The organism is Streptomyces sp. NPDC051320 (assembly GCF_040682175.1).
GTDB lineage: Bacteria > Actinomycetota > Actinomycetes > Streptomycetales > Streptomycetaceae > Streptomyces.
The window spans coordinates 49079-62824 of record NZ_JBFBAL010000012.1 but is presented as its reverse complement, the minus strand read 5'-3'; the positions used below and the strand labels follow the sequence as shown (position 1 = coordinate 62824).

14 protein-coding genes are annotated in these 13746 nt (G+C 70.8%); 5 read left to right on the top strand and 9 right to left on the bottom strand.

All coding sequences use genetic code 11. From position 1 onward, the window contains the following. Window positions 1-132: 132 nt before the first annotated feature. Window positions 133-558, top strand: a complete 426-nt coding sequence (locus AB0M87_RS24980; protein ID WP_365856579.1) for an SRPBCC family protein — start codon at window positions 133-135, stop codon at window positions 556-558. Window positions 559-578: 20 nt separating this feature from the next. Beyond that, window positions 579-1754: a methyltransferase gene (locus tag AB0M87_RS24975; protein ID WP_365856577.1), complete on the top strand. Its 1176-nt coding sequence runs from the start codon at window positions 579-581 to the stop codon at window positions 1752-1754. Window positions 1755-1830: 76 nt separating this feature from the next. On the opposite strand, the gene AB0M87_RS24970 is transcribed toward AB0M87_RS24975, so the two are convergent. After that, window positions 1831-3114, bottom strand: a complete 1284-nt coding sequence (locus AB0M87_RS24970; RefSeq protein ID WP_365856575.1) for an adenylosuccinate synthase — start codon at window positions 3112-3114, stop codon at window positions 1831-1833. A gap of 164 nt (window positions 3115-3278) precedes the next feature. Between AB0M87_RS24970 and AB0M87_RS24965 the strand changes: the two genes are divergently transcribed. Next, a complete protein-coding gene (locus AB0M87_RS24965) occupies window positions 3279-4133 on the top strand; it encodes a diacylglycerol kinase (RefSeq protein WP_365856572.1) in 855 nt (284 codons plus the stop codon). A 16-nt stretch (window positions 4134-4149) separates the two neighbouring features. Here the strand turns inward: AB0M87_RS24965 and AB0M87_RS24960 are convergent, their stop codons facing one another. Beyond that, window positions 4150-4653 carry a MarR family transcriptional regulator gene (locus AB0M87_RS24960; protein ID WP_365856570.1) on the bottom strand — a complete coding sequence of 168 codons (504 nt, stop codon included), beginning with the start codon at window positions 4651-4653 and terminating at the stop codon, window positions 4150-4152. Between the two features lie 92 nt (window positions 4654-4745). Here AB0M87_RS24960 and AB0M87_RS24955 point away from each other — a divergent pair, with 92 nt between their 5' ends. Then, window positions 4746-5687: an ABC transporter ATP-binding protein gene (locus AB0M87_RS24955; RefSeq protein WP_365856568.1), complete on the top strand. Its 942-nt coding sequence runs from the start codon at window positions 4746-4748 to the stop codon at window positions 5685-5687. Beyond that, window positions 5684-7297 carry an ABC transporter permease gene (locus AB0M87_RS24950; RefSeq protein ID WP_365856566.1) on the top strand — a complete coding sequence of 538 codons (1614 nt, stop codon included), beginning with the start codon at window positions 5684-5686 and terminating at the stop codon, window positions 7295-7297. The genes AB0M87_RS24955 and AB0M87_RS24950 overlap by 4 nt, the downstream gene beginning before the upstream one ends. Window positions 7298-7341: 44 nt before the next feature. On the opposite strand, the gene AB0M87_RS24945 is transcribed toward AB0M87_RS24950, so the two are convergent. The 7 genes from AB0M87_RS24945 to AB0M87_RS24915 all read right to left on the bottom strand — a co-directional run bounded on the left by AB0M87_RS24945 (window position 7342) and on the right by AB0M87_RS24915 (window position 13739). After that, entirely contained in the window at window positions 7342-7938 is a 597-nt protein-coding gene (locus AB0M87_RS24945; protein ID WP_365856564.1) for a Uma2 family endonuclease, read from the bottom strand. 89 nt (window positions 7939-8027) lie between these two features. Next, the gene (locus tag AB0M87_RS24940; RefSeq protein ID WP_365856562.1) at window positions 8028-8723 is read right to left on the bottom strand and encodes a response regulator transcription factor; all 696 of its coding nucleotides are present in this window, start codon (window positions 8721-8723) and stop codon (window positions 8028-8030) included. Continuing rightward, on the bottom strand, window positions 8720-10012 hold the full coding sequence (locus AB0M87_RS24935) for a histidine kinase (RefSeq protein WP_365856560.1): 1293 nt from the start codon (window positions 10010-10012) through the stop codon (window positions 8720-8722). The genes AB0M87_RS24940 and AB0M87_RS24935 overlap by 4 nt, the downstream gene beginning before the upstream one ends. Window positions 10013-10150: 138 nt before the next feature. Continuing rightward, window positions 10151-10981, bottom strand: a complete 831-nt coding sequence (locus tag AB0M87_RS24930; protein WP_365856558.1) for an alpha/beta hydrolase — start codon at window positions 10979-10981, stop codon at window positions 10151-10153. Window positions 10982-11036: 55 nt separating this feature from the next. After that, on the bottom strand, window positions 11037-12257 hold the full coding sequence (gene kynU / locus AB0M87_RS24925; RefSeq protein WP_365856845.1) for a kynureninase: 1221 nt from the start codon (window positions 12255-12257) through the stop codon (window positions 11037-11039). Between the two features lie 7 nt (window positions 12258-12264). After that, window positions 12265-13134 carry a tryptophan 2,3-dioxygenase family protein gene (locus AB0M87_RS24920; RefSeq protein ID WP_365856556.1) on the bottom strand — a complete coding sequence of 290 codons (870 nt, stop codon included), beginning with the start codon at window positions 13132-13134 and terminating at the stop codon, window positions 12265-12267. 191 nt (window positions 13135-13325) lie between these two features. Then, window positions 13326-13739 carry a DUF3151 domain-containing protein gene (locus tag AB0M87_RS24915; protein ID WP_365856554.1) on the bottom strand — a complete coding sequence of 138 codons (414 nt, stop codon included), beginning with the start codon at window positions 13737-13739 and terminating at the stop codon, window positions 13326-13328. Window positions 13740-13746: the final 7 nt, after the last annotated feature.

Genomic DNA, 13746 nt, shown 5'->3' with positions numbered 1-13746 from the left:
GTCCGGTACCCGGGGCCCGCAGCCGGCCGGTTCCGTCCCGTTTCCGGCCGCCGGCTTGTCGTGTGGCCGACGACTCTCCGGGTAGCCGGACGCGGGACGGAAGACACGAAGAGACCGAAGAGGAGTGACCTCATGTCGTCATCGCTGGTCGAGACCGTGGACATCAACGCCCCGGTCGCCGTGAGTTATGCCCTGTGGAGCGATGTCACCCGCTGGCCGGCGTTTCTGAGCCATGTGCGGCTCGTCGAGCCGATCGACGGGCGCCGCTTCGCCTGGCAGCTCTCCCTCCCGGGCGCGGACAAGAACTTCGTCGCCGAGCTCACCGAGGTCGTGCCGGAGGACCGGATCGCCTGGCGAACCACCGAAGGTGTGCATCACGCCGGTGTGGTCACCTTCCACCGCCTCACCGACACGTCGAGCCGGGTCACGCTCCAGATCGAGTACGACCCCCAGGGCTTCGTGGAACACCTCGGCGCCCTCACCAACCTCGATTCGGCCCTGGCCAACTACGACCTGGGCGAGTTCCAGAAACTGGCCGAGACGACGTTCGCTCAGTGAGGCGACTAGCCTGACCGGCAATGAACCATTTGCCGACCTCATCAGGCACGCTCGCCCTCACCCGCTTCCCCGAGGACCCCCGCGACCAGTTGCGCGCCTGGGACGCCGCCGACGACTACCTGCTGCAGCACCTCGACACGAGCGAGACGCCGGTCACCGGAGACGTCGCGGTGATCGGCGACCGCTGGGGCGCGCTGACCACCGCGCTCGCCGCGTCCCGCGAGCGGAAAGCGGTCCCGGAGGGGCCGGAACTCGTACAGATCACCGACTCCTTCCTGGCGCAGGAGGCGACCTGGGCCAATCTGGCGCGCAACGACGTCCCGCGCGGCGCGGTGCAACTGCTGTCCACCCGGGACGCCCCACCGGAGCGGGTCGACGTGCTGATCGTGCGGGTGCCGAAGAGCCTGGCGCTGCTGGAGGACCAGCTGCACCGGATCGCGCCGGCCGTGCACGCCGGAACCGTGGTGGTGGGCACCGGGATGGTGAAAGAGATCCACACCTCCACCCTCAACCTGTTCGAGCGGATTCTGGGGCCGACCAGGACGTCCCTCGCGGTCAAGAAGGCCCGGCTGATCTTCTGCACGCCCGATCAGGCCATCGCACCCACCCCGAGCCCCTGGCCGCGCAGTTACGAGCTGCCCGACGGGGTCGGCATCGCCTCGGGCCGGACCGTCGTCAACCACGCCGGGATCTTCTGCGCCGAACGCCTCGACATCGGCACCCGTTTCTTCCTGCCGCACCTGCCCCGGCGCCGGGGCCCGGAGCGGGTGGTGGACCTGGGCTGCGGCAACGGCGTCGTCGGCACGGCCGCCGCACTCGCCAACCCCGAGGCCGAAGTGGTGTTCACCGACGAGTCGTTCCAGGCGGTGGCGTCCGCGGAGGCCACCTTCCGGAAGAACACCGGCCCCGACGCGAAGGCCGAGTTCCGGGTGGGCGACGCGCTCGCCGATGTGGCGCCGGGTTCGGTGGACCTCGTACTGAACAACCCGCCGTTCCACACCCACCAGGCGATGAGTGACCAGACGTCCCGGCGGATGTTCACCGGTGCACACGAGGCGCTGCGGCAGGGCGGCGAACTGTGGGTGGTCGGGAACCGGCACCTCGGCTACCACGTGACGCTGCGCCGGATCTTCGGCAACGCGCAGGTGGTGACCAGCGATCCGAAGTTCGTGATCCTGCGCGCGGTGAAGCGATAGGTGAAGCGGTAACGGAACGCCCCGGCAGACGGATCTGCCGGGGCGCCGTGTCCTGCTGCGTGCCGCGTGCCGCGGGTCAGACGAACGAGTTGATCTGGATCGTCTCGGTGCGGCCCGGGCCCACGCCGATCGCCGAGATCGGCGCGCCGGACATGTCCTCGAGGGCCTTCACGTAGGCCTGCGCGTTCTTCGGCAGGTCGGCGAAGGTCTTCGCCTTGGTGATGTCCTCGGTCCAGCCCGGCAGGTACTCGTACACCGGCTTCGCGTGGTGGAAGTCGGTCTGGCTGAACGGGAGCTCTTCGACGCGCTTGCCGTCGATCTCGTACGCCACACACACCGGGATCTGCTCCCAGCCCGTCAGGATGTCGAGCTTGGTGAGGAAGAAGTCGGTGAGGCCGTTGACCCGGGTCGCATACCGCGCGATGACCGCGTCGAACCAGCCGCAGCGGCGGTCCCGGCCGGTGGTGACGCCGTACTCGCGGCCGATCGAGCGCAGCTTGTCGCCGTCCTCGTCGAAGAGCTCGGTCGGGAACGGGCCCGCGCCCACCCGGGTGGTGTAGGCCTTGAGGATGCCGATCACCCGGCTGATCTTCGTCGGGCCGACGCCGGTGCCGGTGCAGGCGCCGCCGGAGGTCGGGTTCGACGAGGTGACGAAGGGGTACGTGCCGTGGTCGACGTCCAGCAGGGTGCCCTGGCCGCCTTCCATCAGGACGACCTTGCCGGCGTCGAGCGCGTTGTTCAGGACGAGCGCGGTGTCCGCGACGTACTGCTCGATCTGCTCGCCGTAGCCGAGGAGCTCCTCGACGATCTGGCCGGACTCTATGGCCCGCCGGTTGTAGAGCTTGGCGAGCATCTGGTTCTTGCCGTCGAGCGCGGCCTCGACCTTCTGCACGAGGATCGACTCGTCGTAGAGGTCCTGGACGCGGATGCCGACGCGATTGATCTTGTCGGCGTAGGCCGGGCCGATGCCCCGGCCGGTGGTGCCGATCTTCCGCTTGCCGAGGAACCGCTCCGTCACCTTGTCCACGGTGGTGTGGTACGGCGTGATCAGATGAGCGTTACCGCTGATCAGGAGCTTGGACGTATCGACGCCGCGCTCATTGAGTCCGCTCAGCTCGGAGAGCAGGACCGCTGGGTCGACGACGACTCCGTTTCCGATCACCGGAGTGCACTCCGGTGTGAGGATTCCGGAAGGGAGGAGGTGGAGCGCATACTTCTGGTCGCCTACGACGACCGTGTGGCCGGCATTGTTGCCGCCCTGGTAGCGCACCACGTAATCCACGGATCCACCGAGGAGGTCGGTGGCCTTTCCCTTGCCCTCGTCACCCCACTGAGCACCGAGCAGCACAAGTGCGGGCACAGGCGTACACCCCTTCCGGGCGGGGCATGTCCAAGGTCAGGGGGCGCACGTGTGTCGTGCGCCGATACCCGAACGTCGGACCGGCTGCCCCGGAATAGACGAAGCCCCTGGCGCAATAGCGCAAGGGGCTCTTGCACAAAGATGCTACCCGAGGAAGGACCGAGGTGTCGGCTCCAGATCCCGCAGCGAGCACCGAGCGCCAGCTGCTGGTGGTCATCGACCCGGTCGCCCGGCGCGCGGACGGCGAGTCGGTACGGATCACGAAGGACGTGTTGAGCGCCGGCGCGCACACCAAAGTGTGCCTGCCGGACGGGCCCGAGGAGTTCGCGCGGGCGCTCGCCCGGCGGGGCAACCGGCGCCTGGTGGTGGTCGGCGACGACCGGGCCCTGCTGCGCGCGGTGACCCTGCTGCACCGGGAGCGGAACCGGGCCCGCCGCGCCCTGTCGCTGGTCCCGGTCGGTCCTCCGTCTGCCCTGGAGGTCGCGCGGTCGCTCGGCGTCCCGGTGGGGGCGGTCGCCGCCGCCCGCTCGGTACTGGACGGGGACGTCCGCTGGCTGGACCTGCTGGTCGACGAAAGCGACGGTGTGGTGCTCGGCGATCTGCGGATCCCGGCAGGTCCCGCGACCGGGGCGGTCCCCGGCCAGGTGGGCGCCGACCGGTTCGCCCCGCCGTCCGTCTGGACCACCTGCCGTTCCCTGGTGCGGACCCTGGTCCGCCCGGCACCGCCCAGCGCACCCGCTGCGGTGCACCGGTTGCGGGTGGAAGCCGACGGGGCGCTCCTCACCGACCTCGACGAGCTGCTCTCCGCCGTGACGGTGTCCTCCCGGAGCGGTGCCGGCAAGGCGGAGGTGGCCGTCGTGATGTCGTCGGGACGCCAGGTGATGGCCGAGGCGCTGGCCGTGACGGTCTCCGGGCCGGACTTCCGCTACCGGCGGGACGGCGTGGTCACCGGCCCGGTGCGGACCCGGACCTGGCGGGTCCGGGCGGGTGCGTGGGGACTGACGCTGCCGACGGGGTGAGGCGCGGCTCCCCGGCTCATCCGAAGTGCTTGTCCCGGTGCACCCGCCAGCGTTCCATCAGCGCTGCCAACTCGCCGTCCAGGAACTCGAAGAAGGCCAGCGTCTCAGCCAGCCGGCGCCCCGCCGGGGACTCCGTGCCGAGGCTCGCGACGCCCTCCCGCAAAGCGCTCTCCCACCGCTTGAGCACCATGTCGCGACTGGTCAGCGCCTCGTACCACTGGTTGCTGTGCACCCGGAAACGGTCCCGGCGTGAGCCCGGTTCGCGTTCGCGGGTGACCATGTTGACCTGGGTCAGGTACCGCACGGCGCCGGAGACCGCGGCGGGGCTGATCTGCAGCCGTTCGCCCAGTTCGGCGGAGGTCAGCGCACCGGTGTCGGACGCGAGCAGCGCGGCGAAGATACGGGACGGCATCCGCTGCATACCGGCCTCGACGAGCTGCGCGGCGAAACGCTCGATGAAGCGGTCCACCGCCGCCTCCCGGCCGGCCCGCTCCTGCGGCTGCGCGTCGTTCGTCGTCATCGCCCGATCATCTCCCCAACTGGTGGCACCACGGCAAGTTTATACGTTTCCTTAACTTCACAAGTTTGTGAAATCACTGTAGCTTCAGAAAAATGACCAAGGCAATCACCGTCGCCGGACTGCACAAGTCGTTCGGCCGGACGCAGGCGCTGGACGGCCTCGACCTCACCGTCGAGGCAGGCGAGGTCCATGGCTTCCTCGGCCCCAACGGGTCCGGGAAGTCCACGACCATCCGGGTACTGCTCGGACTGCTGCGCGCCGACTCGGGCGCGGCGCAACTGCTGGGCCGGGACCCGTGGAAGGACGCCGTGCAGCTGCACCGGCGCATCGCCTACGTACCGGGCGATGTCACCCTGTGGCGGAATCTCAGCGGGGGCGAGGTCATCGACCTGTGCGGACGGCTGCGCGGCGGCCTCGACCCGGCCCGACGGACCACGCTCATCGAGCGGTTCGAGCTGGACCCGACCAAGAAGGGGCGGACGTACTCCACGGGCAACCGGCAGAAGGTCGCTCTGGTCGCGGCGTTCGCATCGGACGTCGACCTGCTGATCCTGGACGAGCCGACCTCGGGGCTCGACCCGCTGATGGAGGAGGTCTTCCAGCAGTGCGTCGCCGAGGAACGCGACCGGGGACGGACCGTGCTGCTCTCCAGCCACCTGCTGAGCGAGATCGAGTCGCTGTGCGACCGGGTCAGCATCATCCGCAAGGGACGGACCGTGGAGACCGGCTCGCTGAGCGAACTGCGGCATCTCACCCGGACCAGCATCACCGCCGAACTGACCGGTGCACCCGACGGTCTCGACCGGCTGCCCGGCGTGCACGACCTCGATGTGCGGGGCAACCGGGTCCGGCTGCAGGTCGAATCCGCGATGCTGGACGCGGTGCTCAAGTCGCTCAGCACCTCGGGGGTGCGGTCACTGACCAGCACACCGCCCACCCTGGAGGAGCTGTTCCTGCGGCACTACACGGTGGACGGCGCAGCCGGCAGCTCCGACGACAGCACCACCGGCAGCACGGCGGCGGTGGCGCGATGACCGCCGTGGCGGCTCCTCTGCGGGCGGTCGGCGGTCCGCGCCGGTTCGCGGGCACCGGCACGCTGTTGCGGCTGGCGCTGCGTCGGGACCGGGTCATGATCCCGGTGTGGGCGCTGCTGCTCGGCGGCTCCTTCTCCTCCGTCGCCCGTTCCTTCGCCTCGCTGTACGCAACCGCGGCCCAACGTGCCGACCTGGCCCACTCGATGAGCATCAACAGCTCGCTGCGCGCGTTGTACGGGCCGGTGTTCAGCGAATCGGTGGGCGGACTCACCGCCTGGCGCATGACCGGCTTCGGTTCCGCGCTGGCCGCCGTGATGAGCCTGATCATCGTCGTACGGCACACCAGGGAGGAAGAGGAGACAGGTCGGCAGGAGCTGCTCTCCTCGGCGATGGTGGCGCGGCCGGCGCCGCTGACAGCCGCCCTGCTGACCGCACTGACCGCCAACACGGCGCTGGCCGCGGTCACCGCCGCCGGACTCGTCGGCTCCGGTCAGCCCGGCGCCGGTTCGGTGGCGGTGGGGCTCGTCGTCGCGGGCGTCGGGATGCTCTTCGCCTGTACCGCCGCGATCGCGGCGCAGCTCACCGACAGCGCCCGCGCCGCGAAGGGCCTCACCGCGGCGGTCATCGGGGCCGCGTTCGTACTGAAGGCCGCGGGGGACGCCACAGCGGACGCGGGCTCGTCCGTGCTGACCTGGCTGTCACCGATCGGCTGGGCCGAGAACGTACGGGCCTACGCGACCGAGCGCTGGTGGGTGTTGCTGGTCCTGGCGGCCGCCATCACCGTGCAGGCTGTGCTGGCGTACGCACTGACCGGGCGCCGGGACATCGGCATGAGTTTCCTGCCGGCCCGTCCCGGGCCGGCCCGGGGCACCATCGGTACGGCCGGCGCGCTGGCCTGGCGGCTCCAGCGGGGCAGCGTCTACGGCTGGAGCGCCGGCTTCCTGATCGCCGGAGTCGTCTTCGGCGGGATCACCGACGGCGCCGGCGACCTGGTCGGCGACAACGAGGGTGCCCGGGAGATCTTCGAGCGGATGGGTGGACAGTCCGGGCTGACCGACGCGTTCCTCGCCGCGATGGTCGGCGTGCTCGGCATGGTCGCCGCGCTGCACATCGTCGCCTCGGTGCTGCGGCTGCACGCCGAGGAAACCTCGCAGCGCGCCGAGCCGGTGCTGGCCGCCCCGGTCGGGCGGCTGCGCTGGGCCGGCGGCCACCTGGTCATCGCCTTCGCCGGATCGGCGGCCGTCATGCTGGCGGGCGGCATCGGCCTCGCTGTGGGCTACGGACACGACCCGGCCGCGGTCATCGGCGCCGCACTGGTCCAGCTCCCGGCGATCTGGGTGCTCGGCGGCCTCACGGTCCTGCTGTACGGGGCGGTGCCGCGGGCCGCCGTCGGGGCCTGGGCGGTGGCCGGGCTGGTGCTGGCGCTCGGGTGGCTCGGGCCGGCCCTGAAACTGCCGCAGGCGGTGATGGACCTGTCACCGTTCGGGCAACTGCCGAAGCTGCCCGGCGGGGAGATGGCCTGGACACCGGTGCTGGTGCTGCTGCTGATCGCGGCGGGGCTGGTGGCCGCGGGAGTGGCGGGGCTGCGGCGGCGGGACATGAGCGGCTGAGCCGCCTCCGGTCAGGCGCGGCGGCTCAGCGAAAGTTCCGATGGTCAGCGTACGTACGTGTTGAGAATTTCGGTTTCGAGCTCGAAGCCCACCGGGTCGGGCAGCGCCAGCTGCTCGCCGAACGCCACGGCGTGCGAGTCGCGGTAGCCGGCACCGTCCGGGTCCGGCTCGCTGAACACGGTGACGGTGCAGGCGTCACGGTCGATCAGCAGGTAGACGGGGATGCCCGCTGCGGCGTACGCGGCGGGCTTTTCCTTGCGGTCGCGCCGGTCGGTGTCGGAGTCGAACGAGGTGATCTTGACCGTCATCAGCACACCGTCCGGCTCCGCCCACTCTCCCTGTCCGGCGAAATTCCCGCGCCGCGCGAGTGTGCCGTCCGGACGCGCCCGGCCGTTGCGGTACGACTCGACCTTCAAACCCTGGTCGCTGCCGTACAGCCCCCATTCGGGCCGGTGCTGCATACAGACTCCCTGCAGCCACATCCCGATCTCGTTGTGATCCCCGTCCGGCACGCCCTTGTCCTCGATCCGCCCGTTGATGAATTCCGGCCTGAAGGCGTCGGACTCCACAGCGGCGAACGCGGCGATCTTCTCGAATTCCTCGACCGTCATCTGCGACGTGCGCTCTGCCATAAGCGTCATGGTGCACCCCCTTCTGTGTGAGCACCAGTGTGGCGTGCCTGTAACGGAGCGAGCCGAAAACAGGCAGCAGTCACCCCCACTAGTGATCATCACCCCGGCCTGACCAGCCCCGTCTCGTACGCGAAGACCGCCGCCTGGGTCCGGTCGCGCAGGCTCAGCTTCACCAGGATCCGGCTCACATGCGTCTTGATCGTCGACTCGGCGACCACCAGCCGGGAGGCGATCTCGGCGTTCGACAGGCCCTGCGCGATCAGCACGAGCACCTCGGTCTCGCGCTCCGTGAGATCGCCGAGCTGGGTGAGCGAGGGCTGCCTGGGGGTGTCCGAGAGCCGGGAGAACTCGGAGATCAGCCGCTTCGTGACGGTGGGCGCGAGCAGGGCCTCGCCGGACGCCACCACCCGCACGCCGTCGGCCAGCTGGCGCGCCGACGCGTCCTTGAGGAGGAAGCCGGAGGCACCGGCCCGCAAGGCCTGATAGACGTACTCGTCGAGGTCGAAGGTCGTCAGGACCAGCACCTTCGCCGCCGAGTCGGCCGCCACGATCTCGCGGGTCGCCTCGATGCCGTTGAGCTCGGGCATCCGGATGTCCATCAGCACCACGTCGGGGCGCAGGGCCGCGACCTGGGCGATGGCCTGCCGGCCGTCAACCGCCTCGCCGATGACCTCGATGCCGGGCATCGCGTTGAGCAGGACGGAGAAACCCTCCCGGACCATCATCTGGTCGTCGACGACGAGCACCCTGATGGTTCCGCCCGTGGCGGCTGCGCCCTCGGTCCGCGCGGTCATCCGGACTCCTCGGTGGAACGCCGCACCGGAAGGAACGCGGCGACCTCGAAGCCACCGTCGTCGGTGGGCTCGGCCGTCAGCTCGCCGTTCAGCATGGTGACCCGCTCCCGCATCCCGGTGAGGCCGTGCCCGGCCCCTGGAGAAGGCTTCACGAGGCCCCGGGGTGGGCCGTTCACCACCCGCAGGCCGATGCCGCCGAGCACGTAGGCCACCTCCACCCGCGCCTCGGCGCCCGGCGCGTGGCGCAGTGCGTTGCTCAGGGCCTCCTGGACGATGCGGTACGCCGACAGCTCGACGCCCTGCGGCAGCTCCCGCACCGCGCCGGTCACCGTCTTCTCGACGTTCAGGCCCGCACTGCGCACATTCGCGAGCAGGCCCTCGAGCTCGGCGAGGGTGGGCTGCGGGGCGTCGGGGGCCTCGTAATCCTCCGCCCGTACGACACCGAGCACCCGGCGGAGTTCGGTCAGGGCGGCGACCGCGTTCTCCCTGATCACCTCGAAGGACTTGGTCAGCTCCGGCGGCGGGTCGGTCACCCGGTAGGGCGCCGCCTCCGCCTGGATGGCCACCACCGACATGTGGTGGGCGACCACGTCGTGCAGCTCACGGGCGATGGTGGTGCGCTCCTCGAGCAGTGTGCGCTTGTCCCGCTCGATGGCGGTGACCGTCCGCTGCACCGTGACCTCGTGCTTCGCCTCCCGGCGGACCTGCACCGTGGTGGTGATCAGCAGAGCGACGGCGGCGAAGAACAGCATTTCCAGGGTGTCGGTATCGAAGGAGTTGTGCAGCGCTCCCGCGAACATCCCGTACACCGCCGTGCCCAGCCACATCCACCCAGCGGTACGCGGCCGGCTCCTGGCCGCGACCACCGTCACCACCGTGAGATGGGCCAGGAACGCGCCGGGCGGCCAGGGCCAGCCCTCGGACGAGCTGCCGATCACCCAGCTCACCGGGGTGGCCACCAATACCGTCCACCAGGCGCCGACCGGCCTGACCAGAGTCATCGCCACGGCGCCCGCCAGCAGCAGGGCCGACAGCAGAGTCAGTGTGCCGCCCCCCGTCGTGTACGTGAGCAGCAGCGTGAACAGGGCCACGCCCAGCACCACGGCGTGCGGGGCCCATCCGGCGCCGGTCCGTATCCGGCCGGGCAACCGCCGGGTGATCGGCCCGTCCGTCCGCATCGGCGCCAGCGGACGGTAGGCGAAGGCGTCCGTGAAGAGGTCCTGGCGGAGCCCCGCCAGGGCGCCCTGCGCCAGCCGGTACTCGGGGCTGTGGGTCTTGGTCTCGGTCACATACAGAACGGTAGGCGCCCGGCGGGTGGCGGTCGTCCGTACTGATGCTGATCCTGCGGGGTCCGTCTCAGGGACTACCAGGCCCGAAGCGGGGCTGACCTGGGTCTACGCAGATGACTACACCGGGGACGAACCGGGCTACCAGGCCAGCTGCTCGATTTCCGCGGCGACCACCGCACAGGCGTCGGCGGCCGGATCGATCAGCGCGAAGTGGCCCACCCCGTCGAGCAGCGTCAGCCCGGGCGGTTCGCCCTCCTTGGCCGCCGCGTCCGCATACGCCTCGGTGACCTGCGGCGGGACGGTTTCGTCGGCCCGGCCCTGGATCACCGTGGTCGCGATGCCGGTGGGCAGCAGCACCGCCGGATCCGTCCACGCCTCGTTCCCGCTGTCGCCGAGGAACTGCTCCACCGCGCCCCCGCACACCTTCAGCTCCCGCGCGACGCCGAAGTGCGCGATCGGCGCCAGCGCCACCACCCCGCGGAACGGCGGCGTGGAGCGGTGCCACGGCGCCTCCGGCGGGAGCACGTGACGCGCTGCCGCCCAGAGGGCGAGGTGGCCGCCCGCGGAGTGACCGGTGACGACCGTGCGCCGCAGATCGGCCCGCGGCAGGTGGCTCGCCACCAGCCCGGGGAGCGCGTCGAGGGCGGCGGCGACGTCATCGAGGGTGTCCGGGCAGCGACCGGCGCTGCCCGGCTCCACCCCACCGCGCCGGTATTCGACGTTGGCCACCGCGAAGCCCCGGCGGGCCAGGAAGCCCGCGAACGGGGCGATGTGCTGCCGGTCGTACCGCTCGCGCCAGACTCCGCCGTGCAGCACGACGACGAGAGGGGCCGTGGCGGCCGTCCCCTCGCCGTCGTGCGGCGCGTAAAAGTCCATGATCTGGTCGGGGTGATCGCCGTATGCAGCGGTGGCCTCGGGGGCGACAGCGGGATGCGCGAAGACCGCATCGGCCTCGGCGTCGTCCGACATACTGCTCCAACCTCTCGTCGCACGGGCCCAATTGCCCTGACCAGCGGGGACGCTATCAGCCCAGGACCTCCCCCAGAACGCGCGCGGCACGCAGCGCATCGCCGAAACCGACGTAGAGCGGGGTGAATCCGAAACGCAGCACATCCGGCTGCCGGAAATCGCCCACCACCCCCCTGGAGATCAACTTCTTCATGACCGCACCGGCGTTCTCGCACCGCAGCGAGACCTGGCTGCCGCGTTCCGCGTGCGGGGCCGGAGTCACCGGTTCGACCGGCAGATGCCGCACACATTCCAGGAAGAAGTCCGTCAGGACGAGTGACTTGGCTCGTACTTCCTTGATCGATACGCCGTCCCAGACGTCGAGCGCCGACTCCAGGGCGAGCATCGAGAGGATGTCCGGGGTGCCGACCCGGCCGCGCGGGGCGCCGGACGCGGGACGGTACCCGGGGGCCATGCCGAACGGGTCGGCGTGCGAGTTCCAGCCGGGCAGCGGGGAGTCGAAGGAGGACTGGAGGCCGGGGCGCACATACAGGAACGCCGGTGAACCCGGGCCACCGTTCAGGTACTTGTAGGTGCACCCGACCGCGAAGTCCACCCCGTGCGCGGCGAGCCCGACGGGCAGTGCGCCGGCACTGTGGCAGAGGTCCCAGACCGTTCTGGCGCCTGCCGCGTGTGCCGCCGCGGTCAGCCCGGGCAGGTCGTGCAGGCGGCCGGTGCGGTAGTCGACATGGTTGATCAGCACGGCCGCGGTACGGGGACCGATCGGGTCCCCCGGCGTGTAGGGGACCAGCCGCCGGGACGTCATCCGGGCCGCCGACTCCGCGATGTAGCCGTCCGTGGGGAAGGTCGCGGCGTCCACCAGGATCTCGTCACGGTCGGCTTCCGCGGTCCGGACCGCGGCGACCAGGGCCTTGAAGACGTTGACACTCGTCGAGTCACCGACCACCACCGTGCCGGGGCCGGCGCCGACGATCGGTGCGATACGGTCGCCGATCCGCTCGGGAGCGGTCCACCAGCCGGACTCCTCCCAGGAACGGATGCGCAGCGCGCCCCATTCGCGGGTGATGACCTCCTGCATCCGGGCCGGGACATGGCTCGGCAGGGCGCCCAGCGAGTTCCCGTCGAGGTAGACGGTGCCGGTGTCCAGGGTGAACAGCTCACGGCAGGCGGCGAGCGGGTCGGTGGCGTCGAGCTCGGCGGCCTTCCCGGCGAGGCCTGCCGACTCGGTCGGCCCGGTCGGCCCGGTCGGCCCGGTCGGCCCGGTCGGCTCGGTCATGGTGCGCTCAGACATGGCTTCGGGCCGTCCACAGCTCGGGGAAAACGTTCTTCGTGGCACGCTTCTCCAGCCAGGCCACCCCGGCCGAACCGCCGGTTCCCGTCTTGGAACCCATCGCTCTGCGGGTGGCCACCAGATGGTCGTTGCGCCATCGCCAGACCAGCTCTCCGACGTCGGTCAGCGCCTCGCCGAGCCGGACCAGGTCGCTGTCCTGCTCCCCCGTGTAAACGGCGGTCCAGACCGCCTCGACCTCAGCGGACGGCTCGTACTTCTGCGCCCAGTCGCGGTCCAGTACGGCGGCCGGCACCGGCTGCCCGCGCCGGGCCAGGAACCGCAGCACCTCGTCGTAGAGACTCGGCTCCTGGAGCGCCTTCTCCAGCTCCGCGTAGACCCGCGGCGCGCCCCGGTGCGGGACGAGCATCGACGCCGTCTTGTCGCCCAGCAGGAACTCCAGGCGGCGGTACATCGCGGACTGGAACCCGGAGCCCTCGCCGAGCGATCCGCGGTAGGCGTTGAACTGGGCGGGGGTCAGCTGGGCGAGCGGACGCCAGGACTCGTTGAGCGACTGCAGTTCGTAGGTGGAGCGCTTCAGCGCGGCCAGCGCGACCGGCAGATCGTCACGACGCAGGGCCTGCGACGCGGTCTCCCACTCGTGGACGATCACCGTGAACCACAGCTCCATCACCTGGGTGGTGACCAGGAAGACCATCTCCCCCGGGTCCTCGGAGAGGAGGTGCTGAAGATGGGTGAGGACGTCCGCCCGGACGTAGTCCTCGTACGGTGTGGTGCCCGCGAAGTCGAAATTCGGGGCGTTTTCCGACACCGTTCCCGGCGCGGGGGCCCGGTCCTGCCGGTGCTCATGCGAAGGCGTAGACATCGCTGTCTCCTCGGTGGTGCTCCAGGTAGCGGTCCGCCCCTTCCGTCGACAGGTGGGCCCCGGTCCCCACCTTCATCATCGGTGCCCTGTGCGCTCGACGGCAAGACAGGCAAGGGCCCGACCCACGTTTCGGGGAGTCCGGTCGTGGGTCAGGCCCTTGCTGTGCGGGTGCCGCGTCACTGCGGTGGCGGTCAGCCCAGCGTGTCCGCGGCGGCCTCCGAGGAGTCCCGCAGGAAGACGGTGCAACGCTCGTACTCCGCGTTCTCGCCGATCGACTGGGCCGCCCGGGCCAGCGCGTGCAGGGCCCGCAGGAAGCCCCGGTTCGGTTCGTGCTCCCAGGGCACCGGTCCGTGCCCCTTCCAGCCGGCCCGGCGCAGCGAGTCGAGGCCGCGGTGGTAGCCGGTACGGGCATAGGCGTACGACTCGACGACCCGACCGTGCTCGAAGGCGTCATCGGCCAGCTGCGCCCAGGCGAGGCAGGACGTCGGGTACTTCGCGGCGACGTCGGACGGCGCGGCGCCACCGGCCAGCAGCTCGCGGGGCTCCGGGTCGTCGGGGAGATGGGTCGGGGGAGGGCCCCCGAGCAGGTTCTCGTGAATGGACATGGGTGCC

Bases quoted from the DNA above. Each gene is read 5' to 3' on its own strand.
- AB0M87_RS24980 (WP_365856579.1), top strand. From the start codon at position 133: ATGTCGTCATCGCTGGTCGAGACCGTGGACATCAACGCCCCGGTCGCC.
- AB0M87_RS24975 (WP_365856577.1), top strand. From the start codon at position 579: ATGAACCATTTGCCGACCTCATCAGGCACGCTCGCCCTCACCCGCTTC.
- AB0M87_RS24960 (WP_365856570.1), bottom strand. From the start codon at position 4,653: ATGACGACGAACGACGCGCAGCCGCAGGAGCGGGCCGGCCGGGAGGCG.
- AB0M87_RS24955 (WP_365856568.1), top strand. From the start codon at position 4,746: ATGACCAAGGCAATCACCGTCGCCGGACTGCACAAGTCGTTCGGCCGG.
- AB0M87_RS24950 (WP_365856566.1), top strand. From the start codon at position 5,684: ATGACCGCCGTGGCGGCTCCTCTGCGGGCGGTCGGCGGTCCGCGCCGG.
- AB0M87_RS24945 (WP_365856564.1), bottom strand. From the start codon at position 7,938: ATGACGCTTATGGCAGAGCGCACGTCGCAGATGACGGTCGAGGAATTC.
- AB0M87_RS24940 (WP_365856562.1), bottom strand. From the start codon at position 8,723: ATGACCGCGCGGACCGAGGGCGCAGCCGCCACGGGCGGAACCATCAGG.
- AB0M87_RS24930 (WP_365856558.1), bottom strand. From the start codon at position 10,981: ATGTCGGACGACGCCGAGGCCGATGCGGTCTTCGCGCATCCCGCTGTC.
- kynU (WP_365856845.1), bottom strand. From the start codon at position 12,257: ATGACCGAGCCGACCGGGCCGACCGGGCCGACCGGGCCGACCGGGCCG.
- AB0M87_RS24920 (WP_365856556.1), bottom strand. From the start codon at position 13,134: ATGTCTACGCCTTCGCATGAGCACCGGCAGGACCGGGCCCCCGCGCCG.
- AB0M87_RS24915 (WP_365856554.1), bottom strand. From the start codon at position 13,739: ATGTCCATTCACGAGAACCTGCTCGGGGGCCCTCCCCCGACCCATCTC.